The sequence below is a fragment of the Streptomyces sp. NPDC001880 genome, from assembly GCF_053594575.1.
On record NZ_JBSFET010000005.1, the window covers coordinates 126,306 to 148,760 of the forward strand.

At 70.9% G+C, this 22,455-nt stretch carries 17 protein-coding genes; 9 read left to right on the plus strand and 8 right to left on the minus strand.

Translation table 11 applies throughout. The annotated features are described in order from the left end of the window. Positions 1 to 146: 146 nt before the first annotated feature. Entirely contained in the window at positions 147 to 335 is a 189-nt protein-coding gene (locus ACWCQ6_RS05110) for a hypothetical protein (RefSeq protein ID WP_451085530.1), read from the minus strand. A gap of 580 nt (positions 336 to 915) precedes the next feature. Here ACWCQ6_RS05110 and ACWCQ6_RS05115 point away from each other — a divergent pair. The 9 genes from ACWCQ6_RS05115 (at position 916) to ACWCQ6_RS05155 (ending at position 12,829) form a co-directional block, all read left to right on the plus strand. After that, complete coding sequence (locus ACWCQ6_RS05115; protein ID WP_451085532.1) at positions 916 to 4,653, plus strand: nitrate- and nitrite sensing domain-containing protein; 3,738 nt, start codon at positions 916 to 918, stop codon at positions 4,651 to 4,653. Beyond that, positions 4,654 to 5,076, plus strand: coding sequence for a roadblock/LC7 domain-containing protein (locus tag ACWCQ6_RS05120; RefSeq protein ID WP_003966009.1), 423 nt, complete (start codon positions 4,654 to 4,656; stop codon positions 5,074 to 5,076). 133 nt (positions 5,077 to 5,209) lie between these two features. Then, a complete protein-coding gene (locus ACWCQ6_RS05125) occupies positions 5,210 to 5,617 on the plus strand; it encodes a DUF742 domain-containing protein (RefSeq protein WP_003966010.1) in 408 nt (135 codons plus the stop codon). Then, positions 5,598 to 6,179 (plus strand): GTP-binding protein, encoded by a 582-nt coding sequence (locus tag ACWCQ6_RS05130; protein ID WP_072487286.1) that lies wholly within the window; start codon positions 5,598 to 5,600, stop codon positions 6,177 to 6,179. Before ACWCQ6_RS05125 ends, ACWCQ6_RS05130 begins: the two co-directional genes overlap by 20 nt. Positions 6,180 to 6,526: 347 nt before the next feature. Continuing rightward, a complete protein-coding gene (locus ACWCQ6_RS05135; protein ID WP_451085534.1) occupies positions 6,527 to 9,619 on the plus strand; it encodes a nitrate- and nitrite sensing domain-containing protein in 3,093 nt (1,030 codons plus the stop codon). Between the two features lie 10 nt (positions 9,620 to 9,629). Then, positions 9,630 to 10,043, plus strand: a complete 414-nt coding sequence (locus ACWCQ6_RS05140; protein ID WP_006127847.1) for a roadblock/LC7 domain-containing protein — start codon at positions 9,630 to 9,632, stop codon at positions 10,041 to 10,043. Positions 10,044 to 10,132: 89 nt separating this feature from the next. Next, on the plus strand, positions 10,133 to 10,756 hold the full coding sequence (locus tag ACWCQ6_RS05145) for a DUF742 domain-containing protein (protein ID WP_451085536.1): 624 nt from the start codon (positions 10,133 to 10,135) through the stop codon (positions 10,754 to 10,756). Next, positions 10,737 to 11,318 (plus strand): GTP-binding protein, encoded by a 582-nt coding sequence (locus ACWCQ6_RS05150; RefSeq protein ID WP_014048542.1) that lies wholly within the window; start codon positions 10,737 to 10,739, stop codon positions 11,316 to 11,318. The genes ACWCQ6_RS05145 and ACWCQ6_RS05150 overlap by 20 nt, the downstream gene beginning before the upstream one ends. A gap of 272 nt (positions 11,319 to 11,590) precedes the next feature. Next, complete coding sequence (locus tag ACWCQ6_RS05155) at positions 11,591 to 12,829, plus strand: IS30 family transposase (RefSeq protein ID WP_451085538.1); 1,239 nt, start codon at positions 11,591 to 11,593, stop codon at positions 12,827 to 12,829. Positions 12,830 to 12,904: 75 nt separating this feature from the next. On the opposite strand, the gene ACWCQ6_RS05160 is transcribed toward ACWCQ6_RS05155, so the two are convergent. From ACWCQ6_RS05160 to ACWCQ6_RS05190, 7 genes are all read right to left on the minus strand, one after another. Further along, positions 12,905 to 13,108, minus strand: coding sequence for an acyl-CoA carboxylase subunit epsilon (locus tag ACWCQ6_RS05160; RefSeq protein WP_451085540.1), 204 nt, complete (start codon positions 13,106 to 13,108; stop codon positions 12,905 to 12,907). A gap of 70 nt (positions 13,109 to 13,178) precedes the next feature. Beyond that, complete coding sequence (locus tag ACWCQ6_RS05165) at positions 13,179 to 14,762, minus strand: acyl-CoA carboxylase subunit beta (protein WP_451085542.1); 1,584 nt, start codon at positions 14,760 to 14,762, stop codon at positions 13,179 to 13,181. A gap of 153 nt (positions 14,763 to 14,915) precedes the next feature. Further along, positions 14,916 to 16,166, minus strand: coding sequence for a carbohydrate ABC transporter substrate-binding protein (locus ACWCQ6_RS05170; RefSeq protein ID WP_451085544.1), 1,251 nt, complete (start codon positions 16,164 to 16,166; stop codon positions 14,916 to 14,918). Then, positions 16,163 to 17,167: a hypothetical protein gene (locus ACWCQ6_RS05175; RefSeq protein ID WP_451085546.1), complete on the minus strand. Its 1,005-nt coding sequence runs from the start codon at positions 17,165 to 17,167 to the stop codon at positions 16,163 to 16,165. The genes ACWCQ6_RS05170 and ACWCQ6_RS05175 overlap by 4 nt, the downstream gene beginning before the upstream one ends. Continuing rightward, positions 17,164 to 18,573 carry a hypothetical protein gene (locus tag ACWCQ6_RS05180; protein WP_451085548.1) on the minus strand — a complete coding sequence of 470 codons (1,410 nt, stop codon included), beginning with the start codon at positions 18,571 to 18,573 and terminating at the stop codon, positions 17,164 to 17,166. Before ACWCQ6_RS05180 ends, ACWCQ6_RS05175 begins: the two co-directional genes overlap by 4 nt. After that, complete coding sequence (locus ACWCQ6_RS05185) at positions 18,574 to 20,919, minus strand: tetratricopeptide repeat protein (protein WP_451085550.1); 2,346 nt, start codon at positions 20,917 to 20,919, stop codon at positions 18,574 to 18,576. Continuing rightward, the gene (locus ACWCQ6_RS05190; RefSeq protein WP_451085552.1) at positions 20,916 to 22,298 is read right to left on the minus strand and encodes a S1 family peptidase; all 1,383 of its coding nucleotides are present in this window, start codon (positions 22,296 to 22,298) and stop codon (positions 20,916 to 20,918) included. Before ACWCQ6_RS05190 ends, ACWCQ6_RS05185 begins: the two co-directional genes overlap by 4 nt. Between the last annotated feature and the right edge of the window lie 157 nt (positions 22,299 to 22,455).

Below are 22,455 nucleotides of genomic sequence, written 5' to 3' on the forward strand. Positions count from 1 at the left end.
CTGTCGCCCCTCACTTGCTGGCTGAAGACTGACGCTCCAGGCTAACGCGTTGCCCGGCGGGGATTGCTTCAATTGCCGGGCGGCATGACGGGGCGGCCGCGCGGGAGCGGGGCGCCGGCGCGGGTGAGGGGGACGAGGGCCTCTCGCTACTCCGCGACCGCGGCGGTGACCGGGGCTTCCATGAGGATGGTGCGGCGGGGGTTGGCCGTCTGGGCGGGCAGGGCCACGGCGTGCTCCGGCTGCTCCGGCGTCTGCAGCGCGTCGGCGTCCTTGAGGTGCGCCAGCGTGGTGCGCCGGGGGTTGGCAATGTTGCGGAACATCATCGTCGTCTTCATCTGCCGTTCGGACCCTGTCGGTTGCGGGCGCCGCCCTCAGGGGCGCCGGTTGTCGGATTTGCCATCCGTGTAAAGCGTCAGGCTAAACATCCAATTCCCTCCAGAAGCCCGGAAGAGACGGCGATCATCATGTGAGTTTGCTCACGACCGCGCCGACAATTCCCTTATTTCGGGCGCTCGATCGCGCCCACAGAAACGGACATTACGGCACTGAATCAGTCATTCCACTCCTGACCATGGCGACTGGGACACCGTTCACGCCTCGCCGATTCACCCGCAATCGTCCGGTTTACCCGTGATCACGTTCCACCGCTTGTTACTCATCCGTCACAACGCGTCACTCAACTCGCAGCCCGGTGCCGGGCCCTTGTTGGAGATCCGGCACTGTGCTGGAATTCCACGCACCGCCGCGGGTTTCAAGCCGGCGCGCAGGGGGCGCAACGGAGCGCCGAGTGGCGGCGGAAAGGGGAGGAAAGCCGGTCACTCACGACCACCATGGGGCGGAGACAACGTCCCACGACGCCGACACCGTTCCACCGTCTCGCACGGAGGAACGCCTGGTCCAGAGGTTGCGACGCTAGTGCAGGGACGTTTCAAGAGGGATGGCAGCGCTGCGGCGGAGCAGGAGCCGCACGGCGGGACCGACCGCGGTTCCTCGGCCCAGCACGCCCAGAACCCCGGGCCTGCCGCGGCCGGCGACAGCGGCGACCGTGCTCAGCGCCCCGGTGCCACGGCGAACGACGACGTCGATCCGGTCTCGTCACCGAAGTCCCAGGGCCCCGTCAGCAACGGCTCGCGAGTCGCTCTTCGCAACTGGCGCATCAGCACACGCCTGGTCTCCCTGCTCGCCCTTCCGGTGGTCGCCGCGACCACGCTGGGCGGACTGCGGATCAACGAGTCCATGAACGACATCCAGCAGCTGGATCACATGCAGTTGCTGACCAAGATGACCAAGCAGGCGACGGCGCTCGCGGTCGCGCTCCAGGAGGAGCGCGACCGTTCGGCCGGTCCGCTGGCCAACGGGGTGAAGCCCACCGACTTCAAGGTCACCGAGCCCCGCAAGAAGACCGACCGGGCGAAGACGGCCTTCCTCGAAGCGACGACCTCGATCGGCGACCCCACCGACGACGAGGCCCTCGAAGGCATCTATTCGAGCGTCACCCAGATCGCGAGCCAGCTCTCCGAGATTCGGGACATCCGCAAGACGGCGTACGCCAAAGACACCCCGAGTCTCCAGACCGTCGACCAGTACAGCCAGCTGATCACCTCGCTGCTGAGCCTCTCGCAGGACATGGCGCAGGCGACCAGCAACTCCGAGATGATCAAGCGGACCCGGGCACTGGCGGCCTTCTCCTCCGCCAAGGAGTACGCCTCGGTCCAGCGCGCGATCATCGCCGCGGCCCTGCCCGGCGGCAACGACAAGCAGCCGCACCTCAACGAGAACGACAAGCAGTTCGGCCGCGCCGCGCTGCGCAAGGAGAGCTCGGCCCTCCGCTCCTTCAAGGCCGTGTACACGACGACCGGCAACAACGCCGACGAGCTGACCGCCACGCTCGACGAGGGCAACCCGGAGATCAAGGCCGCCAACGCCTACGCGAAGAAGGTGCTGGACAGCCCCTCGGGCATGACCGGCACCGCGAGCCGTTCCTACCTGGACTGGTACGACCAGAGCTCCACCAAGATCCAGGCGATGAAGACCATCGAGGAGACCCTCCTCAGCGACATGGAGGGCAAGGCCCGCGAGCTCCGCGACGAGTCGAAGCGCGAAGCGATCGTCAGCGGTGCGCTCATCCTGCTGGTGCTCGGCGTCTCGCTGGTCGGCGCCTTCGTGGTCGCCCGGTCCATGATCCGTTCGCTGCGGCGGCTCCAGGACACGGCCACGCGCGTGGCCCAGGACCGGCTGCCCGAGCTCGTCAAGCAGCTCTCCGAGGCCGACCCGCAGGACGTGGACACCTCGGTCGAGTCGGTCGGTGTGCATTCCCGGGACGAGATCGGTCAGGTGGCCGCGGCCTTCGACGACGTGCACCGCGAGGCCGTCCGTCTCGCCGCCGAGCAGGCCCTGCTCCGGGGCAACGTCAACGCGATGTTCACCAACCTCTCGCGCCGCAGCCAGGGCCTCATCCAGCGTCAGCTCTCGCTCATCTCCGAGCTGGAGTCGCGTGAGGCCGACCCGGACCAGCTCTCCTCGCTCTTCAAGCTCGACCACCTCGCGACCCGTATGCGCCGTAACGGCGAGAACCTCCTCGTCCTCGCGGGCGAGGAGCCGGGCCGCCGGTGGACCCGTCCCGTCCCGCTGGTCGACGTGCTCCGTGCCGCCGCCTCCGAGGTGGAGCAGTACGAGCGCATCGAGCTGGCCGCGGTGCCCGCCACCGAGGTCGCGGGCCGCGTGGTCAACGACCTCGTGCACCTGCTCGCCGAGCTGCTGGAGAACGCCACGTCGTTCTCCTCTCCGCAGACGAAGGTCCGGGTCACCGGTCACGCGCTGCCGGACGGGCGGGTGCTGGTCGAGATCCACGACACCGGTATCGGCCTCTCCCCCGAGGACCTCGCCGCGATCAACGAGCGGCTCGCCTCGCCGCCCACCGTGGACGTCTCGGTCTCCCGCCGCATGGGTCTGTTCGTGGTCGGCCGGCTGTCCCTGCGTCACGGCATCCGGATCCAGCTGCGGCCCTCGGACTCCGGTGGCACGACCGCGCTGGTCATGCTGCCCGTCGACGTCGCGCACGGCGGCAAGCAGCCGGCCCCCAAGCAGGCACCCGGGCAGCAGTCCGGCGCCCCGGGCGGTCCGCTCGCCGGTGGCCCGGCGGGCGCGGGCAACGGCTCCCGTCCCGGCCCCGGCGGCGCCCCGTCCGGCCCGGCCGGACGTCTCGCCACGGGTCCGGGCGCCTCGCGCGGTCAGGTCGGTGCGGGCTCCGCGCCGCGTGCCGCGCTGCCCTCGCGCGACGGCGGTCCCCGCCACCAGCAGGGCCAGCCGAACCAGCAGGGCCGGCCGAACCAGCAGGGCGGGCAGAACGCCGGATTCCAGTCCGCCGGGCTGTCCGGCACCGGACCGCAGGACGGTTCCCGTCCGGCGCCGCAGCGTCAGGGCGGCGGCCTCGCCGGCGCCTTCGGCAACGGCGCCCGCCTCGGTGCCCACGGCCAGGGCGACGGACCGGGCCGTCCGGAGTCGGGCCGGCCCGACCTGTTCGGCCAGAACCGCCAGGACCAGAACGGCCCGCAGGACCGGCCGAACGGCCCCGGCGCCCCCTGGCAGCCCTCGCAGCCGCAGCAGGCCCGGCAGAACCCGGCCGGCCAGGGCGGCTTCCAGCAGCCCGTCGGCCAGGGCGAGCCGGACCGTCAGCTGCCCCCGGTCGGCGGCCCGCGTGCCGAGCTGCCCGGTGGCAACCCTCAGCCGCAGCGCCCGCAGACCACCAGCTGGGGCGCCGAGGCCCCGTCCGCGCCGCGGCGTACTCCGCTGGACGCCCCGCGCGGCCACGAGGAGCCCGAGTCCACCGGCCAGTTCCAGCGGCCGACGAGCCCGCCGCTCAACCCGCGGGCGCCCATGGACGACAGCCAGGGCCCCGGCTCCACCGCCGAGTTCGCCCGCCCGGACTTCTCGGCTCCGGCCCCGCAGGACCCGTCCCAGGACCCGGCGAGCACCGCACAGTTCGCCCGTCCCGACTTCGGCCGGCCGCAGCCCGTCCGGGCGCAGGACCAGGGCCTGCCGACCCCTCGTCAGCGCGGCCGGGACGACGAGGACCTCGGTGCCCCGCGTCCGACCGCCGGCGACGCGCAGTACCGCCCGGTGCTGCCACCGCAGCCGCAGCCCGAGGCGCTGCCTCCGGCGGCCGGGCCCGGGGACGGTCGTACGCCGCTGTACGACACCCTGGAGACGAACTGGTTCCACGGCCCGCAGCAGGGCGGCCAACAGCCGCCCGCCGAGCCGCAGGCGTCCGCACCGCTCTCCCAGCAGCCGGCCCCGGAGTCCTCCGCTCCCGCGGCGCCGAGCCGCGACGGAGGCGACACGGGCAGCACCACAAGTTCCTGGCGCCCCTCGCCGAACGACGAACTCGTACGGCAGGCGGAGCGGGTCAAGAAGCCCGCGGCAGGCGGAGTCACCACTTCCGGACTGCCGCGCCGGGTACCTCGCGCCAACCTGGTGCCGGGTACCGCTCAGCAGCAGAACCATCAGTCCGGTCCGCAGGTGTCACGCGCCCCCGATGATGTTCGCGGGCGGTTGACCAATCTCCGCCGGGGCATCCAGCAGGGACGGCAGGCCAACAACAGCCAGTCGACCGGCAGTTTCCCACTCGGCCCCACTCACCAGCAGGAGCGTTAGTTGAGCCCGATGAGTCAGGCCGCGCAGAATCTGAACTGGTTGATCACCAACTTCGTGGACAACACCCCCGGGGTGTCGCACACGGTGGTGGTCTCCGCCGACGGACTCCTGCTGGCCATGTCCGAAGGATTCCCCCGTGACCGCGCCGACCAGCTGGCGGCCGTCGCCTCCGGGCTGACCTCGCTGACCGCGGGCGCCTCCCGGATCTTCGAAGGCGGCGCCGTCAGTCAGACCGTGGTGGAGATGGAACGAGGGTTCCTCTTCCTGATGTCCATCTCGGACGGATCCTCCCTGGCCGTCCTCGCCCACCCGGACGCCGACATCGGTCTGGTGGGGTACGAGATGGCTCTGCTGGTCGACCGTGCGGGCACCGTCCTCACCCCCGACCTCCGTGCCGAGCTCCAGGGCAGCCTGCTTCATTAGGCGGCCATGGATCGATGACAGACTCGATCGCCCCAGCCAACGCCCTCATCCCTCGCCCGTCCGGCCGCTCAGAGCCCCCCACCGGCCCCTTCAGACGGCAAGCCGACGTACTGCTGTCACGCCCGGAGGATTCATGACCCCGCCACCCGCCTCACCCGATCCGTACGGCGCACTGCACCACGCGTCGTACGACGGTGAAGGCGACCAGCCACTGGTCCGCCCGTACGCCATGACCGGTGGCCGGACCCGGCCGCGCTACCAGCTCGCCATAGAGGCGCTGGTCTCCACCACGGCCGACCCCGCGCATCTGGGGACGCTGCTCCCCGAGCACCAGCGGATCTGCCACCTCTGCCGTGAGGTCAAGTCGGTGGCCGAGGTCTCGGCGCTGCTGTCGATGCCGCTCGGTGTGGCCCGGATTCTCGTCGCGGACCTGGCGGAAGCCGGCATGGTGGCCATCCACCAGCCGGGCAATGGAGAGGCCGGCGGCGCGCCGGATGTGACACTGCTCGAAAGGGTGCTCAGTGGACTTCGCAAGCTCTAGCGGCGGTGCGGCCCGGGCCACCACCTCGGCGAAGATCGTGGTGGCCGGGGGCTTCGGCGTGGGTAAGACCACGTTCGTCGGTGCCGTCTCGGAGATCAACCCGTTGCGTACGGAAGCCGTGATGACGTCCGCGTCCGCGGGCATCGACGACCTGACGCACACCGGGGGCAAGACGACGACGACCGTCGCCATGGACTTCGGTCGCATCACCCTGGACCAGGACCTGATCCTGTACCTCTTCGGTACGCCCGGTCAGGACCGGTTCTGGTTCATGTGGGACGACCTGGTCCGCGGCGCCATCGGCGCCGTCGTCCTCGTCGACACCCGCCGCCTCGCCGACTGCTTCCCCGCCGTCGACTACTTCGAGAACAGCGGGCTCCCCTTCGTCATCGCCCTCAACGGCTTCGACGGACACCAGCCCTACACCCCCGACGAGGTCCGCGAGGCCCTCCAGATCGGACCCGACACCCCGATCATCACGACGGACGCACGCCACCGCGCGGACGCCAAGAGCGGTCTGATCACGCTCGTCGAACACGCGCTCATGGCGCGGCTCAAGTAGGAACAAGTCGGTATTGCCATACGGTAGTTGCCGCAGTCGGGCGGAGGTGGACTGTGTCCTTTGACACGATCCACCCTCGCATTCATAACGTTTCGACAGAGAATTGCCCCGCGGTCGACACCCGACGCATCCGATTGGTGTCACTGCGCTCACACGAGCCCCGCCTTTTGACGGGGCTCGTTCTTTATGCCCGTTATATCCGAGGCCTGGGCCACTCGGAATGACAGATTCCGACTGTTTGGAACGCGACCGGTCCCCGTGCTGGAATTCGTCGGACTCCCGAGTAGTACGGCCCTGAACAAAACACGGCACAACGTAGGTGCCGACGCCGAGAGGTTGTTGGTCGAGTGAGGCGAAACAACGCGGGCTCCACGGCGCAGCAGGAGCGGGGCAACTTCACCCCGCCGCCGCGCGCCGCGGCGTCGTCCGCCGATGCGGCGGTGCGCGGTGGCGGCTCCAGCCGGTTCTCCCCGCGCAACTGGCGTGTGCCCACCCGGCTGAACGCCATTCTCCTGCTCCCTGTCCTGGTCGGCCTGGTCATGGGCGGATTCCAGGTGAAGGAATCGGTCGACACCTGGGACGAGGCGCAGGACGCCGAGAAGACCGCGCTGATCGTGCGCGCGGCCGCCGAGTACGGCCAGGCGCTCCTCAACGAGCGTGACCTCTCCGCTCAGCCCCTCCTCTCGAACAAGCGTGACGCCGAAGTCATCGGGAAGGTCCAGGCCGCCACCGACAACGCCGCGGGCAAGTTCAACGAAGCCGTGAAGGACATGCCCGAGAAACAGGGCCTGGAACGGCGCCTGCAGCTCTTCCGGCTGGAGGAGCCCACTCTTCCCGAGTTGCGCAAGTCGGCCTTCGTCGAGGGCATGGACCCGGTGAAGACGGAGGAGGGCTACGTCAAGGTCCAGCACTCCCTGATGGAGTTCAGCAACGAGCTGGGGCTGGGCACCGGCAACATCACCAGCTACGGCCGTACGGTCTACGCGATCGAGCTGGCCAAGGCCGCAGAATCGCTTCAGCGCTCCATCGGCATGCATCTGCTGGTGCGTCCGAGCCAGGAGAGCGCCAAGTTCGACGCCCAGGTCAAGGCCTTCAACTCGTACAACTACCTGGAGCAGATCGCGCTCGGCGAGTTCACCTCCGGTGGTACGGAGGCCGACGCGGCCCGGCTGAAGCAGGTCATGTCCGCCAAGGCCGACGAGGGCGCCGAGGAGCTGAAGAAGGCCAGGGAGAAGGCCGACGCGGCCGGTACCCCGTTCGTCGCCCCGCCCAGCATCGACGGCTCGTTCTTCGACGGCATGGCCCAGCAGATCGGGCAGGGCAAGTCGCCCGAGCAGCTGGCCGCGAAGGGCATCACGCCCGAGACCTGGATGGCCGCCGCCACCGCCAAGTTCGACGGCTACACCACGGTCGAGGAAGAACTCGTCGACAAGGCGGTGGCCGAGGCCGCGGAGATCTCGTCCAGTGCCAGGAACGACGCCATCGTCAACGCCGCCGTCGTGATCGTCGCGCTGCTGGCCGCGTTCGCCCTGGCCGGCCTGATGGCCCGGCAGATGAGCCGCTCGATGCGCCAACTGCGCACGGCCGCGTTCCAGGTCGCCGAGCAGCGGCTGCCGATGCTGGTCGACCAGCTGTCCCGGGCCGAACCGGGCCGGGTCGACACCCGCGTCCAGCCGATCCCGATCCACAGCCGCGACGAGATCGGCGAGGTGGCCCGCGCCTTCGACCAGGTGCACCGCGAGGCGGTCCGGCTGGCGGCCGAGCAGGCCATGCTGCGGGGCAACGTCAACGCGATCTTCACCAACCTCTCGCGCCGCAACCAGTCGCTGATCGAGGGCCAGCTGACCCTCATCACCGACCTGGAGAACAACGAGGCCGACCCGGACCAGCTGGAGAACCTCTTCCGGCTGGACCACCTGGCCACCCGCATGCGCCGCAACGGCGAGAACCTCCTGATCCTCGCGGGCGAGGAGCCCGGCCGCCGCTGGAACCAGCCGGTCCCGCTGGTCGACGTGCTCCGTGCCGCCTCCTCCGAGGTGGAGTCCTACGAGCGCATCGAGCTCTCCGGAGTGCCCGAGACCGAGATCCACGGCCAGTCCGTCACCGACCTCGTGCATCTGCTGGCCGAGCTGCTGGAGAACGCCACCACCTTCTCCTCGCCGCAGACCAAGGTGCGGGTCACCGCGACCCGGCTGCCCGACAGCCGCGTGATGATCGAGATCCACGACAAGGGCATCGGCCTCACCGCCGAGGACTTCGCCGACATCAACCACAAGCTGGCCAATCCGCCGACCGTGGACGCCGCGGTCTCGCAGCGGATGGGTCTCTTCGTGGTCGGCCGGCTCGCCGACCGGCACGGCATCCGGGTCCAGCTGCGCCCCTCGGGCGAGCAGGCCGGCACCACGTCGCTGGTGATGCTGCCGGACGCGATCACCCACGGCGGCGGTGGCGAACCGTCCGCCGCGGCGGACGACTTCACCGTCTCCTCGATCATTCCGGAGCAGCAGAGCTTCGAACAGCCGTCGCACGCGCGCACGGCTGCGGAGCTCGGCTTCGACGACTCCCGCTACGAGCAGCCCTCGGCGGACGCGGCACAGCTGGACCCGGTGGGCCGTTCGCTGCTGCGCGAGGAGCGCCGGGCGGCGCTGGAGGCGCAGACGGCGGGCGAACACCAGCGGTTCCCCCAGGAGCCGTACGCCGACGGCTACCCGCAGGAGCCGCAGCAGACCTCGTACGAGGGCGGCTACGACCCCTACGTCGCCGACACGGGCTTTGCCCCGCAGCCCGAGCAGGGTCGGCCCGGTGGCTATACGGAAGCCGCCTACGCGGCCGGTGAAGCCTCGCAGCCGTCGTACGAGGAGCCGTTCGCTCCCCGGGCCCATCAGGATGTCTGGCCGGACCAGGGCGCCTACCAGGGTGCATTCGAGCCATCGGCGCCAGCGGAAGCGGAATCCGTCCCGAGCGCCCCCGCCGAGCCGCAGGAGCGCGTAGGCTTCGACCGTCCGGGACCCACGCCCAACTCCGGCCACGAGCTGACCGAAGCCGGTCTGCCGCGCCGGGGCGGTCAGCAGCACTGGCAGCCCACCGGTCGCGGGAACAACCGGCCCGCCGCCGCGCAGCAGCCGCAGCAGGAGAAGGAACTGCCGCAGCAGGGCGACAACGGCTCCGACGACTGGCGCTCGGCCAACGACGAGCGCTGGGAGCGGGCCGAGAAGCTCCGGGAGCCGAAGGCGGGCGGGATCACCCCGTCCGGACTCCCCCGGCGGGTGCCCAAGGCCAATCTGGTCGAGGGCGCGGCGGAGCAGACCCCGCAGGGCGGCCCCCAGGTTTCCCGTGCCCCCGAGGACGTCCGCGGCAGGTTGAGCAACCTGCGGCGGGGCGTACTGCGGGGACGCAGCGCGGGTTTGGACGACAGTAATACCTACAACCAGGAGCGTTAGTGTGAGCCCGATGAGCCAGGCGGCGCAGAATCTGAACTGGTTGATCACCAACTTCGTGGACAACACCCCCGGGGTGTCGCACACGGTGGTGGTCTCCGCAGACGGACTCCTGCTGGCCATGTCCGAGGGATTCCCCCGTGACCGCGCCGACCAGCTGGCGGCCGTCGCCTCCGGGCTGACCTCGCTGACCGCGGGCGCCTCGCGGATCTTCGAGGGCGGCGCGGTGAATCAGACAGTTGTGGAGATGGAACGCGGATTCCTCTTCATTATGTCCATTTCCGACGGATCTTCCCTGGCCGTTCTCGCACACCCGGACGCCGATATCGGTCTGGTTGGGTACGAAATGGCCCTTCTCGTCGACCGTGCGGGCAGTGTCCTGACTCCGGACCTCCGTGCTGAACTGCAAGGAAGTCTTCTTAACTAGTAGACAGACAGTGCGTTTCGCGCCACCGGGCCATAAAGTGCGGTGGCGCGGACCCACTGGGATCGGGACCGGTAGTCGGAGGAGGAATCGTGGACACACCCCAGGGCGGACACCCGTACAACGGTGGCCGGCAGATGCCGGGTGAGCACGGGGACAACCGGTTCAACTTCCCCTCCACACCCAGCAGACAGGGCGCCCAGCAGCCTTACCGGCCCTACCAGCAGCCGCAGCAGTCCCAGCAGCCGCCTCAGGACACCCTGCAGGGTTCCGGGTGGCCCACCCAGCGTCCGCACCACTACGACTCGCCCCGGACGCCCCGTATTCAGCCGGTACAGCCGCGGCAGGCCCCCGAGCCTGCCGCGCCGACCGCGCACAATCCGCTGGTTCGTCCGTACGCCATGACCGGCGGCCGGACCCGACCGCGCTACCAACTCGCCATTGAGGCGTTGGTCAGTACCACGGCCGATCCGTCCCGGCTGCAAGGGCAGTTGCCCGAGCACCAGCGGATCTGCCGACTGTGCTTCGAGATCAAGTCGGTCGCCGAGATTTCGGCACTGCTCTCGATCCCGCTCGGCGTTGCCCGGATCCTCGTAGCCGACCTGGCAGAGGCCGGACTCGTCGCTATTCACCAGCCCGGCGGCGAAGAGTCCGCCGGCGGCCAGCCAGATGTGACACTGCTCGAAAGGGTGCTCAGTGGACTTCGCAAGCTCTAGCGGCGGAGCAGCCCGCTCCACTACCTCGGCGAAGATCGTGGTGGCAGGGGGCTTCGGCGTGGGTAAGACCACGTTCGTCGGTGCCGTCTCGGAGATCAATCCGCTGCGCACCGAAGCCGTGATGACGTCCGCCTCGGCGGGCATCGACGACCTGACGCACACCGGAGACAAGACCACCACGACGGTGGCGATGGACTTCGGTCGCATCACCCTGGACCAGGACCTGATCCTGTACCTCTTCGGTACGCCCGGTCAGGACCGGTTCTGGTTCATGTGGGACGACCTGGTCCGCGGCGCCATCGGCGCCGTCGTCCTCGTCGACACCCGCCGCCTCGCCGACTGCTTCCCCGCCGTCGACTACTTCGAGAACAGCGGGCTCCCCTTCGTCATCGCCCTCAACGGCTTCGACGGACACCAGCCCTACACCCCCGACGAGGTCCGCGAGGCCCTCCAGATCGGACCCGACACCCCGATCCTGACCACGGACGCACGCCACCGCGCCGATGCGAAGAGCGCGCTGATCACGCTCGTCGAGCACGCACTGATGGCGCGGCTCCGCTAGGCCGTATCCGCAAAGTCCCGCCGTCCGCCCGAAGGGTGGGCTCCGCGGCGTCCGGCGCGTGCGGCCGCAAGGCTTCCGGAAAGTCCCCGCAGCAGAGCTATCAGGGCTTTCCGGAAGCCTTCGCGAGCGTGCGTGCCGGACGCCGCGGAGCAGGCGGGACTTCGCGGACATGGCCTGGAACCCTCCGCGGTCGGTCCGGACATACGAATGGGCCCCGCACTCCTTGACTTCCGTTCTAGTGGTCGTTGCAACACCCCAGTTCAGGGGGTGCGATGGACTTCAAGATCCGGGAGAACCGGGGGGAGTCTCAAGGCCGCAAAGCCCTGGTCCATGAGCGGGCGGAATACTTCCGGCTCATGGACCAGGGTGTCAGCAGCATGGAGGCCTGCCGGATCGTCGGTATCAACCAGCGGACCGGCAAGCGATGGCGGAACGGCCGCCAGGCCACGGGAAACACATCAGCCGCCCCGCCAATCCGCCGGCCGATCCCGCCCCACGGCTCGTCGCGATACCTGCGTGAGACCGATCGCATCCACATCGCAGACCGGCTGCGCGAGAAGGCGTCCATCCGGCAGATAGCCGCTGAGCTGGGCCGCAGCCCGTCCACGATCAGCCGGGAGATACGCCGCAACGGCATGCCTCTGCGCAGGGACACCTCCCGCTGGGCCTACCGGCCACACGCCGCACAGTCCCGCGCCGACGCCCGGCGTCCTCGCCCGAAGCCGGGGAAGATCGGCCAGAACGCCGAGCTGCGTGACTTCGTCCAGGACCACCTCGCACGTCGCTGGAGTCCAGAACAGATCTGTCAGGCTCTGCGGGCACGCTTCCCCGACCGGCCGGAGATGCACGTGACTCACGAGACCATCTATCAGGCCCTCTACGTCCAAGGCCGCGGAGAACTCCGCCGTGAACTGGCCAAAGCCCTGCGCACGGGACGGACCATGCGCCGTCCGCACCGTCAGTCCTACAAGCGCCAGCCCCGCATGTCGAAGGACATGGTGATGATCAGCGAACGGCCCGCCGAGGCCGCTGACCGTGCGATCCCCGGACACTGGGAGGGCGACCTCATCATCGGCAAGGCCCACAAGTCCGCGATCGGCACACTCGTCGAGCGCTCCAGCCGCTTCGTCGCCCTCGTCCATCTGCCCGACGGTCGGCAGCCCGCCCAGGTCCGCGACGCACTCGTCCAGATCGTCTCAACCCTCCCCGCCCAGCTCAGACGCTCCCTCACCTGGGACCAGGGCTCCGAGATGCACCTGCACAAGGAGTTCAGCACCGCCACCGACATGCCGGTCTACTTCTGCGACCCCGGCAGCCCCTGGCAGCGCGGCTCAAACGAGAACACAAACGGCCTGCTGCGACAGTACTTCCCCAAGGGCACCGACCTGGCCCGCTACGGACGTGAAGAACTGGACGCCGTGGCCGCCGAGCTGAACAGCCGCCCACGCAAAACGCTCGACTGGGAAACCCCAGCCGAGCGCCTCGCTAAGCTCCTGGCAACAGCCAGTTGATCACTCGTGTTGCAACGACCCCTGGAATTCGCCTGATGGAGTGCGGGGCCCATTCACGCTTTCTCGCCTTGCGGCTCAGCCCTGCCAGGAGTGCGGGGCGCGGAAGCCCGGGGTGCGTTCCAGGCGGCGCCATCCGGCGGTGTTGCGGCCTCGGTGGGCGGGGGGTGCGGCGGGCTGGGCGGCGGCGCGGGCGAGCAGGACCGCGGTTATCGCGGCGAGTTCCTCGGGGTCGGCGAGGCCCTTCTCGACGCGCAGCACGGACTCGGCGGCAGTGGTCATGGGTGGTTTCTCCGTCTTCTCGGCAGGCAGGTCTTCGCGGGCTCGGCAGGGGTACTGCGCGGAGTGCGGACTACTGCGGGGGGTTGCCGTGCTTACGGGACGGCAGGTCGGCGTGCTTGGAGCGGAGCATGGCGAGCGAGGCGATCAGCACCTCGCGGGTCTCGGCGGGGTCGATGACGTCGTCGACCAGGCCGCGCTCGGCCGCGTAGTACGGATGCATCAGTTCCGCCTTGTACTCCTTGACCATGCGCTTCCGCATGGCTTCCGGGTCCTCGGCGCCGGCGATCTGCCGACGGAAGATGACGTTGGCGGCACCCTCGGCGCCCATCACCGCGATCTCGTTGGTCGGCCAGGCGTACGTCAGATCCGCTCCGATGGACTGGCTGTCCATCACGATGTAGGCACCGCCGTACGCCTTGCGCAGGATCAGCGAGATCCTCGGCACGGTGGCGTTGCAATACGCGTAGAGCAGCTTCGCGCCGTGCCGAATGATTCCACCGTGCTCCTGGTCGACCCCGGGCAGAAAGCCGGGTACGTCCAGAAGAGTGATGATGGGAATGTTGAATGCATCACACATCTGGACGAATCGAGCGGCCTTCTCGGAGGCCTCGATGTCCAGGACGCCGGCCAGGGTCTGCGGCTGGTTGGCGACGATGCCGACGACCTGGCCGTCCATGCGGGCCAGGGCGCAGACGATGTTGCGGGCCCAGCGCTCGTGGACCTCCAGGTAGTCGCCGTCGTCGACGAGCTCCTCGATGACCTTGTGCATGTCGTACGGGCGGTTGCCGTCGGCCGGGACCAGGTCGAGCAGCACGTCGCCGCGCCGGTCGGCGGGGTCGTCGCTGGCGGCGGTGGGCGGGTTCTCGCGGTTGTTCGAGGGCAGCATCCCGATCAGGTACCGGACCTCGGCGATGCAGGTCTCCTCGTCGTCGTACGCGAAGTGCGCGACGCCCGAGGTCTCCGCGTGCACATCGGCGCCGCCGAGCCCGTTCTGGGTGATCTCCTCGCCCGTCACCGCCTTGACCACGTCCGGGCCGGTGATGAACATCTGCGAGGTCTCACGGACCATGAACACGAAGTCGGTCAGCGCCGGGCTGTAGGCCGCGCCGCCCGCGCACGGGCCGAGCATCACGCTGATCTGCGGGATCACACCCGAGGCCTTGGTGTTGCGCTGGAAGATACCGCCGTACCCGGCGAGCGCGGAGACGCCCTCCTGGATACGGGCGCCCGCGCCGTCGTTCAGCGACACCAGCGGGGCACCGGCCGAGATGGCCATGTCCATGATCTTGTGGATCTTCGTGGCGTGGGCCTCGCCCAGTGCACCGCCGAAGATCCGGAAGTCGTGCGCGTACACGAAGACCGTACGGCCGTCGACCGTGCCCCAGCCGGTGATGACACCGTCGGTGTACGGCTTCTTCTCCTCCAGGCCGAAGCCGGTCGCCCGGTGCCGGCGCAGCTGCTCGACCTCCTTGAACGAACCCTCGTCCAGGAGCAGTGCGATGCGCTCACGTGCCGTGAGCTTGCCCTTGGCGTGCTGCGCCTCGGTCGCCCGGTCACTCGGTCCGCGACGGGCCTGCTCGCGCAGTGCCAGCAGTTCGGCCACACGGCCACGCGTGTCGCTCGGCTCGCCCGGGGTTTCGTCCACAACGGTCATGTACCGACCCTACGAAGCCCGGCAAGTAAATCCTGCCGTTGACTCCGTACAGTCTCCTGACCCGTTTCCTGGCGGAGCCCAACAGAATCCGAGCGGCATGCAGGCGAAGTACCAGCCAGTACGGGGCAGTCCTTGTGCGAGTCCAACAAAGACTCACTGTGGTCTGCTGCACACCCCGGTCAGCCTCGGGGTGTGCTCCGGTTGGGCGTTCTGCACTCTTTGGACGTCGTCGAGCCGGTCCCGCACCGGGGCTTCGGGGTGGGCGATGGTCAGCAGCACCGCCTCGTAGAAGGCGTCCCGCACGGCGGCGGGCATCACATCCGACGCGTCCAGACAGAGCGGCACCTGGTGGTCGGTGAGACGGCTGCTGATCTGCTTCTCGACCGTGCCCCTCCTGGCGGGCACGTCGGGGTCCGGCGAGAATACCCCGGCCTTGCGGCCCCACTCCTCCTGCGCCGGGCGCGAGGTGAGCCGGGTGAGCAGATCGCGGGCCTGTACGGAGTTGCCGAAGAGGGCGGCGAAGTCGGCGGACACCTCGCGGCCCTTGAGCCTCGGGCCCGAGGGCAGCAGCGGCGCGGAGTCCGTGAAGGCGGCCCGCCCGCTGCGGTCCCCGTAGAAGGAACGGGCGAAAGAGCCCTGGTGCTCCAGCTCGCAGCCACCGCCGAAGAGCAGTCCGTGCCCGCCGGGCCGGCCCCGGTGGTCGTCGAGCAGGGCCCGGCGGGCGGCGTCCGGGTCCTGGGCCAGCAGACCGGCCCACAGGCTCCAGGCGTTGACCACCTTTCCGTCCGTCCAGTCCAGGTCACCGGTCGCCCATCGCTCGTACAGCACCGGGCCCGCCGTCTGCAGGATCAGGTCCTCGATCCAGTCGCTGCCCGGCCAGCCCGACGCCCCGTCGTCGCCCATGCCGATGCACCAGGAGGCCAGCGGCGCGGGGCCGGAGGGCGGCGGCCGGTCCTTGCGGTGCCAGACGATGCTCTTGAGGTCCGCCTTGAGCGGCACCCAGAGATCGGGATCTATGGGCTTCGCCCCCGGTATGCGCTTGGCCTCCGGCTGCCAGGGCCTTCCGTACTTGGTGCCCGCGCCCTTGCCCAGCGGACGCAGCCGCCCCTCAGCGGCGTACTCGACGAGGTCCCCGACGCCCGGCAGGATCGCGATGTCGGGCGGATCGCCGGCCTGCACGGCGGCGAGCAGGACCTCCCGGGTGGCGGCGGTGCCCTGGTAGGTGTACGGGGTGCCCAGGGTGTCCAGAACGGCCTTGAACTGTTTCTCCTGGTTGTCGGTCCACGGCCCGAGGATCGTCACCTTCGGCTGCTCGTCACCGCTGCCGGGCGCGGCGAGCCCGCAGCCCGCCGCGGCCAGCGCCAGACACAGGACGAGCAGGACGGTGCGGGCTCGCAGCATCATCCGCTCCTCCAGTAGTCGGCGTTCAGATGGCGGCCGAGGCCGACTGCGGGCAGCAGCACGATCAGGGCCCCCGCCGCGAGTGCCCCGTAGTAGATGCCGCTCTGCCAGCCCTGGGCGGCCAGTCCGGCGCGGACCCGGGTCGACGTCTCGGTGACGGCCTGCTGGGAGTCGCCCAGATCGCCGTGGTCGTGGGCCTGTTGTTCGATCCGGATCAGCCCGTCGCGGGCGGTGGCCAGCCGGTCCTGGGTGTTGCTCGTCGCGATCAGCGGGCCCGTCGCCAGGAAGACGACGGCCAGCAGTGAGACCAGCAGGCAGAGATCGAGGCTGTGGCCGCAGCGGGTGCGCAGCACCCACAGCGCGGAGAGGGTGATCAGGACCATGGCCAGCAGGCCGAGTTCGGCGACCGCCCAGCCGGACCACTGCAGGGGGCTCATCGAGGTGAGCGTGCCGATCCGGGCCATCTGGTGTCCCTGGAGGATGTCCAGACGCGGCACCACACCGGTGCCCTGGCGGGTGAGGAGCGTCTCGGCCTCGGCGAACTTCTCCTTCTGCATCGGCTCGTCCGACACGTATTTCACCGCGCCGGGGGTGATGGAGCTGCTGTACGAGGTGAGCACCCCGTTCACGGTTTCGAGCACCCCGCGTCCGCGGTCCCCGTCGATCTGTACGTCGGAGAGCCGGGACAGGCCCTGGTCGGCGGCGGCGAGCTGGGTCTCGTAGCGGGCACCGGCGCCGACCACATCGGCGATGCCGCTCTTCACGGATGACCGGGCCTCCTTGTGCGCGCGCAGCAGGGCGAGCTGGGTGGCGGCCACCCCCTGCACGGCCGGGGCGCCGCGGTCGCGCATCTCGCCCGCCGAGATCTGTACCTCGCGGTACGAGACGAGCAGGGCGCTCATCGAGACCAGGGCGGTCACCAGCATCGCGGCCAGATGCCGCTCCAGCAGCCGCCGGGTCCTGGACCGGTAGGTCCGCTGGTCCGATCGCCGTCCGAACCTCACAGCTGCCTCCCGCAGTGGATGCAGAACACGGCCGCGGGTCCGGCCGGGCGGTCGCAGTACGGGCAGTGGAGCGCCGGCTCGTCCGGGGGTGCCGGGGGCAGCTCCATGGGGTGCCCGGAGGTGATGCTCAGCATCCCCTGGCGGACGGCGCCCGGGTCGACGGCCGGCCCGATCCGGACGATCCCGCGCGGGCCGTCCATGATGCGGGCGACCTTGCGGACCTCGTCCAGGACCCAGTCCGCGGCGATCTCCGTGGCGAGCCGTACGGCGAGTCCGAGCCGCGCCTCGGCCCGCTCGCGGCTTCCCAGGTCGAGGGCGGCGTACCCGTCGTTGAGGGCGGTCCGCATCCGTGTGGAGACGTTCATGGTGTGGATGTCGCGGCCCACGGCACCGGAGATGCGCGCGGTGGCCGCGGCGGTGCCCGACGGCAGCCAGCGCACCACGACCGCTTCGGTGGCGCCGCCGACGGTGACTGCGGCGAGCTGGAGTGGCACGCCCAGCGGGTCGTTGCCCGCGTCGGCCCGAAGGGTGAGGAGGTAGTCGCGGGATTCCGGCTTCCACTGGTGGGTGCGGAACTCCAGCCGTCGCGGGTCGTCCCGGACCGGTTCCGGCTCCAGCCGCTGCTGGAGCGGTGCGGTCTCCGTCAGCGTCGCTTCCCGCACGTTCGGGCGCACGGTCACCTCGATGGGCAGTTCGGGGCTGCGGACCTTGCGCAGCCTGCCCAGGGCGGTGGCGACGGCGGGGGCGAAGGCGTCGGGCGAGGAGGCGGCGGCGCCGTGCAGCCGTTCCGCGACGGCGATCAGCGGGGCCGGGTCCCAGCCCGCTCCCGGGGCGATGACGTCGACGGTGAACTCCCCTTCACAGCGGGCCAGTTCGAGGCTCAGGGCACTGTCCGGGCGGGAGGCGTCGTCCTCGTCGGCCCGGCCGGCGCCGTCGGTGACGAGCACGAGATGCCGTACGGGGAGGGCGCGTTCGGCGAAGAGTTCGCGGGCCCTGGCCAGCCAGGTGGTGTAGCCGGCCGGCTGCTGTCCCTCGTCGGCCGCGGCGATCCGTCCGACGCTGAAGGCGGCGTTCCGCCGGTCGTCGGCATCGGCGAGCGCCCACCGTCCGTGCAGCGGGTAGCACTGCGAGGCCCCGCCGCCCAGCACGGTGTAGGAGATTCCGTCGGGCAGGGCGCCCACGGCCTCGGTCAGCGCCGCGACGGCCGCGTCACGCCGCCCGGCGGCCACGTCCACCGCGACGACCAGGGCGATGTCGACGGCGGGTATCCGGTCGCGCGGCCCGACGGCGACGGCCCGGACCCGCACATGGGCGTCGATCCGGGCGTCCTGGTCCGGCCGCTGCTTCTCCGCGGTCTGGACGGACAGGCTGATCCCGAGACCGGCCAACGCGGCGGTGCGGCCCATTCAGCTGCCTCCAGGGGTGCGGCGTCGGAGTGGTGACCAGAACCGGGTCTGCGGGCGGACGGCGTGCGAGAGGTCGATGAGCTTCTCGTGGTCGGCGATGTCCTTGCACTGCCGGGCCATCCAGCGATAGCACCGGGCCAGTTCCTCCCGTACGGCCCGCTCCCCGGGCACCGGAGCCGGCGGCAGTCCGCGCCGCCACCAGCGGGCGTCGGGCCACGGGCTGCCGGCCTCGGCCCGGACCGCGTCGAGCTTCCACTCGTACAGTTCGGTGCGCAGCAGCCGGGCCGGCTCGTCGCCCGTCACCACGGACGCGGGATGCGGCCCGGGGCCGCCCTCGCGCAGCGGGACGGCGGCGAGCACGGTGTCGATCCGCCGCTTCCCCGGCAGCGGCCGCCCGCCCGCCGCGAGCCGGGCCGCCCGGATGCGCAGCGCGGCGATCCGGGCGACGGCGTGGTCGCGCGACTCGTCCGGCACCAGGTCCAGGACCTCGGCCGCCGCGTCCCGGTCGCCGCGCGCCAGGGCCAGCCTGGCCAGACCCAGCGCGGCCCCGACGTGGGACGGGTTGCGGGCGTGCACGGCCCGGAAGAGCTCGTACGCCGAGGGGACCGGACCGGCCGGGCGGTCCGCTCCGAGCTGTTCCGCGGCATAGGCCAGGGCCAGCTTCGCGGCGTACTCGCCGGGCAGTGCCCGGTGGACGGCGGCGAAGTGTTCCAGGGCGGCCTCCAGCAACTGCCTCCGGTCGTCCAGGACCTCCGCGCCGCGCAGCGCGACGAGTCCCCGGTGCCAGCTGAGCCGCCACTGCCGCACCGGTCCGGGGCCGGGGATGGCGTCCGCCGCCTCCACCTGTTCGCGCGCCAGGGCCAGCGCCTCGCCGCCCTCCTGGCCGAGCAGCAGCCGGACGTTGTGCAGACAGATCTCCACCGACCGCTCCCCCTCGGCGGGCTGGGCGAGCAGGCGGCCGGGGTCGTAGCTGCTCACCAGGAACCGAGCCGCCTCCGGGTCCCCGGGGTAGGGCCTGGGGACCGGCAGCCGCCGGGCGATCTCGGTGGGGGTGGGGAGCCCGGAGTCCAGGACGGGTGCCTCGGGCGTCTCGTCGCGGCGGTGCGGGGCGCGGTCCAGCCAGTGCGCGTACTCGGGCACGGTGCCCAGCCGGGCGCCGAGCAGTTGGGCGGACGGGGTGAAGTAGGCGGACGGTTCGGTCCGGTCCCCTTTTCCGCGCAGCGCCCGGATCTCGCGCAGCACTCCGCGCAGCTGGCCCGCCATCTCCTCGGCGTCGGCGAACCGGCGTTCCGGGTCCTCGTCGGTCGCCCGCTCCACCACCAGGCGGAACGAGCTGGTGCCGAGGCCGGGTACGTCGTCGCCGACCGCCCAGCCCGCCAGTTCGGCCAGGGTCACCCCGACGGTGTGGATGTCGTGGGCGACGGTCAGCGGAGTGCCGCCGACCGTCTCGGGCGCGGCGTACCTGGGGGTGATGACGGGCGGCGGCCCGGCGGTCCCGCTCTTGCGTACCCCGCCGAGGTCGATGACCTTGACGCCGTCGTACTCGTGGACGACGTTGGACGGCTTCATGTCCCCGTACAGGAATCCCATGCCGTGCAGATGGGCGAGGGCTTCGAGGATCTGGCAGCCGTAGGTGATGACGTGTTCGATGTCGAGGACGAAGTTGCCCTGCCGGGTCGCCTCGATCACGGCGGAGAGCGTGCGGTCCCCGACGTCCTGCATCACGATGTAGCCGCCGGAGACCGTGCCGTCCGCGCTGCCGGTGCTGACGAAGTCCCGGATCTGGACGATGCGTTCGTGCCGGATGGCGACGAGGCTGCGGCGCTCCTCGGCGGCTTGGGCGGCGCCCCGCTCCGCGTACCGGTTCAGCATCCCCTTCACGGCGACCAGGTCTTCCAGGTGGGTGTCGAGGGCGAGGTAGACCCAGCCCTGGCCGCCGTGGGCGATGGGCCCGAGGATCCGGTACTGGTCCTGGAGGAGGGGCCCGTCCCGGCTGAGTTCGGGGCGGTAGGAGTACGGGGCTCCGCACTTGGGGCAGTGGCCCTCGTCGGGCGGCGGGGCGGCGGTGTACGGGGCGACGAAGTACGTGGCGCAGGACTTGGACGAGCAGCTCATCCGGACGTGCGCCTGTGTCACGGCGGCGCCCAGCCGCTGCTCCGGGGTGCTCGGGCTGAGCGGGGGCAGTTCCAGCAGCCCTCTGGGGCCGCATCTGTCGGGGGCGGTGGGCAGCGGCGGGAGTCGCGGGCCGTCCTCGGAGCGGCCGCAGGTGTCGCAGTAGCCGGTGGACAGCACGGCGCCTTCGCAGGGGGCTCCGGTGAACCGGCGGTGCGGGCAGGGGATCCTCATCGGCGGCCCGCCCGGCCCTGGTCGCCGCGGTGTCCGGGTAAGCCCGCCCGGCCGTACCGCTCCAGGTCCGCCCGCAGTTCACGCAGCAGGGCGCGCAGCCCGCGGAGCTGCTCGTGCGGGTCCGGGGCGGTGCGCAGCCGTGCCAGCTGCCGGCGGCGGCGGGCGGCGCCGGTGCGCGGGAGGGGGATCAGGGAGCCCGACTCCACCAGGCCGTTCAGCCCGGCCCATTCCGTTTCGATCTCCTCGACGCGGCGGACCAGTCGCTCGGCCCAGCCGTCGAGCGCGGGCAGCAGCAGCTGCCGTGCGACCTCGGTCACCTCTTCGCCGTGGCTGTCCCGCACGATGACGAGCAGCCGGAAGCCGAGCGTCTGCACCCGTGCGAGCAGGGGCACCAGCCGGAGCGGCCGCGGGTCCTCGTCGAGTCCGATCACGGCGAGGGTGGGCCCCGCGCTCCCCGGGTCCCCGTCCGCCGGCCGCTCGGGCGGGGTGCCGCCCGTGAGCAGCCAGTCGCGGTAGGACCGGGCCAGGTGGAGGGGCAGCCGCAGCCGGGTCACCAGCTCGTCGGTGAAGTCCTCGGGGGTGGTGCGTCCGCCCCGGTAGACGAGGTGGGCGCGGTGCAGATGGTGCTTGAGGGTGCGGTCACGGCCCCCGTCGTGGGGTACGACGCTGAAGCGCACCGCGGGCTCCTCGCCTCCGGCGAACCATCTCCGCAGCCGCCGGTCCAGACCGTGGTCCCAGCCGTCCGGGCCGCTCAACTCGGCGACCAGCGGGACGAGTTCGGCGATCCGGTCGATCGGGATCATGTACGAGAACGCCAGGTCGTTGTCGGCGGGCAGCGCCAGATCGAGGTCGCCGCGCCAGCTGACGACCATCCCGACGACCCGCTCGGGCGATCCGGCCGGCCCGCCGCGCACCTGCACGGCGGCCCCGCTGAACCCCGGTTTCACCACCTGTTCGTTGCGTCCGGCGTCGAGCTGGATCCACGCGCCGTGCGCCCCGCTGATCCGCCCGGTGAGCCACATCCCGTCGGCGAAGGACCGCGCGTACCCGCCGATCCACACCTCGTCGCCGCGCTCCAGGCGCCGTTCGAGGGTGGCGGGGGTGGCGTGCGGGCGCGGGCTGTCCAGGGCGAGTACGGCGATGTCCTCGCGGGTGGCCCCGAGGCCGGGCAGCCAGCCGCCCTCGGCGACACGGGCCGCGACGGGGGCGATGGCGGGGTTCTCGGCGAATTCCACCCAGATCCGGGCGTCCGGCTCTCCCACGACGTGCGCGCAGGTGAGTGCCCGGTCCCGGGTGAGCAGCACCCCGGCGCCGCAGACCGGCCCGTCCGCGCCGCCCCGCCGTAACCGGAGCCGCCAGTCCGCCTTCAACTCCCCCATGGCGCAAGAGAATACGCGCGCAACGGGCGCTGCTCCCAGCCTTCGGACACACTCCGGTCACCCGTTGTCCACCAAATGTCACGACCGGGGAGGGCCGGTGCCGCACGCGTGTGCGGGGCGGGCGTGCCGGTCAGGCGTGCCCGCCCCGCACCGTGAG

Excerpts from the sequence above, each read along its gene's own strand:
- ACWCQ6_RS05110 (WP_451085530.1), bottom strand. The coding sequence starts at position 335 with ATGAAGACGACGATGATGTTCCGCAACATTGCCAACCCCCGGCGCACC.
- ACWCQ6_RS05185 (WP_451085550.1), bottom strand. The coding sequence starts at position 20,919 with ATGAGGATCCCCTGCCCGCACCGCCGGTTCACCGGAGCCCCCTGCGAA.
- ACWCQ6_RS05125 (WP_003966010.1), top strand. The coding sequence starts at position 5,210 with ATGACCCCGCCACCCGCCTCACCCGATCCGTACGGCGCACTGCACCAC.
- ACWCQ6_RS05180 (WP_451085548.1), bottom strand. The coding sequence starts at position 18,573 with ATGGGCCGCACCGCCGCGTTGGCCGGTCTCGGGATCAGCCTGTCCGTC.
- ACWCQ6_RS05140 (WP_006127847.1), top strand. The coding sequence starts at position 9,630 with ATGAGCCAGGCGGCGCAGAATCTGAACTGGTTGATCACCAACTTCGTG.
- ACWCQ6_RS05155 (WP_451085538.1), top strand. The coding sequence starts at position 11,591 with ATGGACTTCAAGATCCGGGAGAACCGGGGGGAGTCTCAAGGCCGCAAA.
- ACWCQ6_RS05165 (WP_451085542.1), bottom strand. The coding sequence starts at position 14,762 with ATGACCGTTGTGGACGAAACCCCGGGCGAGCCGAGCGACACGCGTGGC.
- ACWCQ6_RS05190 (WP_451085552.1), bottom strand. The coding sequence starts at position 22,298 with ATGGGGGAGTTGAAGGCGGACTGGCGGCTCCGGTTACGGCGGGGCGGC.
- ACWCQ6_RS05170 (WP_451085544.1), bottom strand. The coding sequence starts at position 16,166 with ATGATGCTGCGAGCCCGCACCGTCCTGCTCGTCCTGTGTCTGGCGCTG.
- ACWCQ6_RS05160 (WP_451085540.1), bottom strand. The coding sequence starts at position 13,108 with ATGACCACTGCCGCCGAGTCCGTGCTGCGCGTCGAGAAGGGCCTCGCC.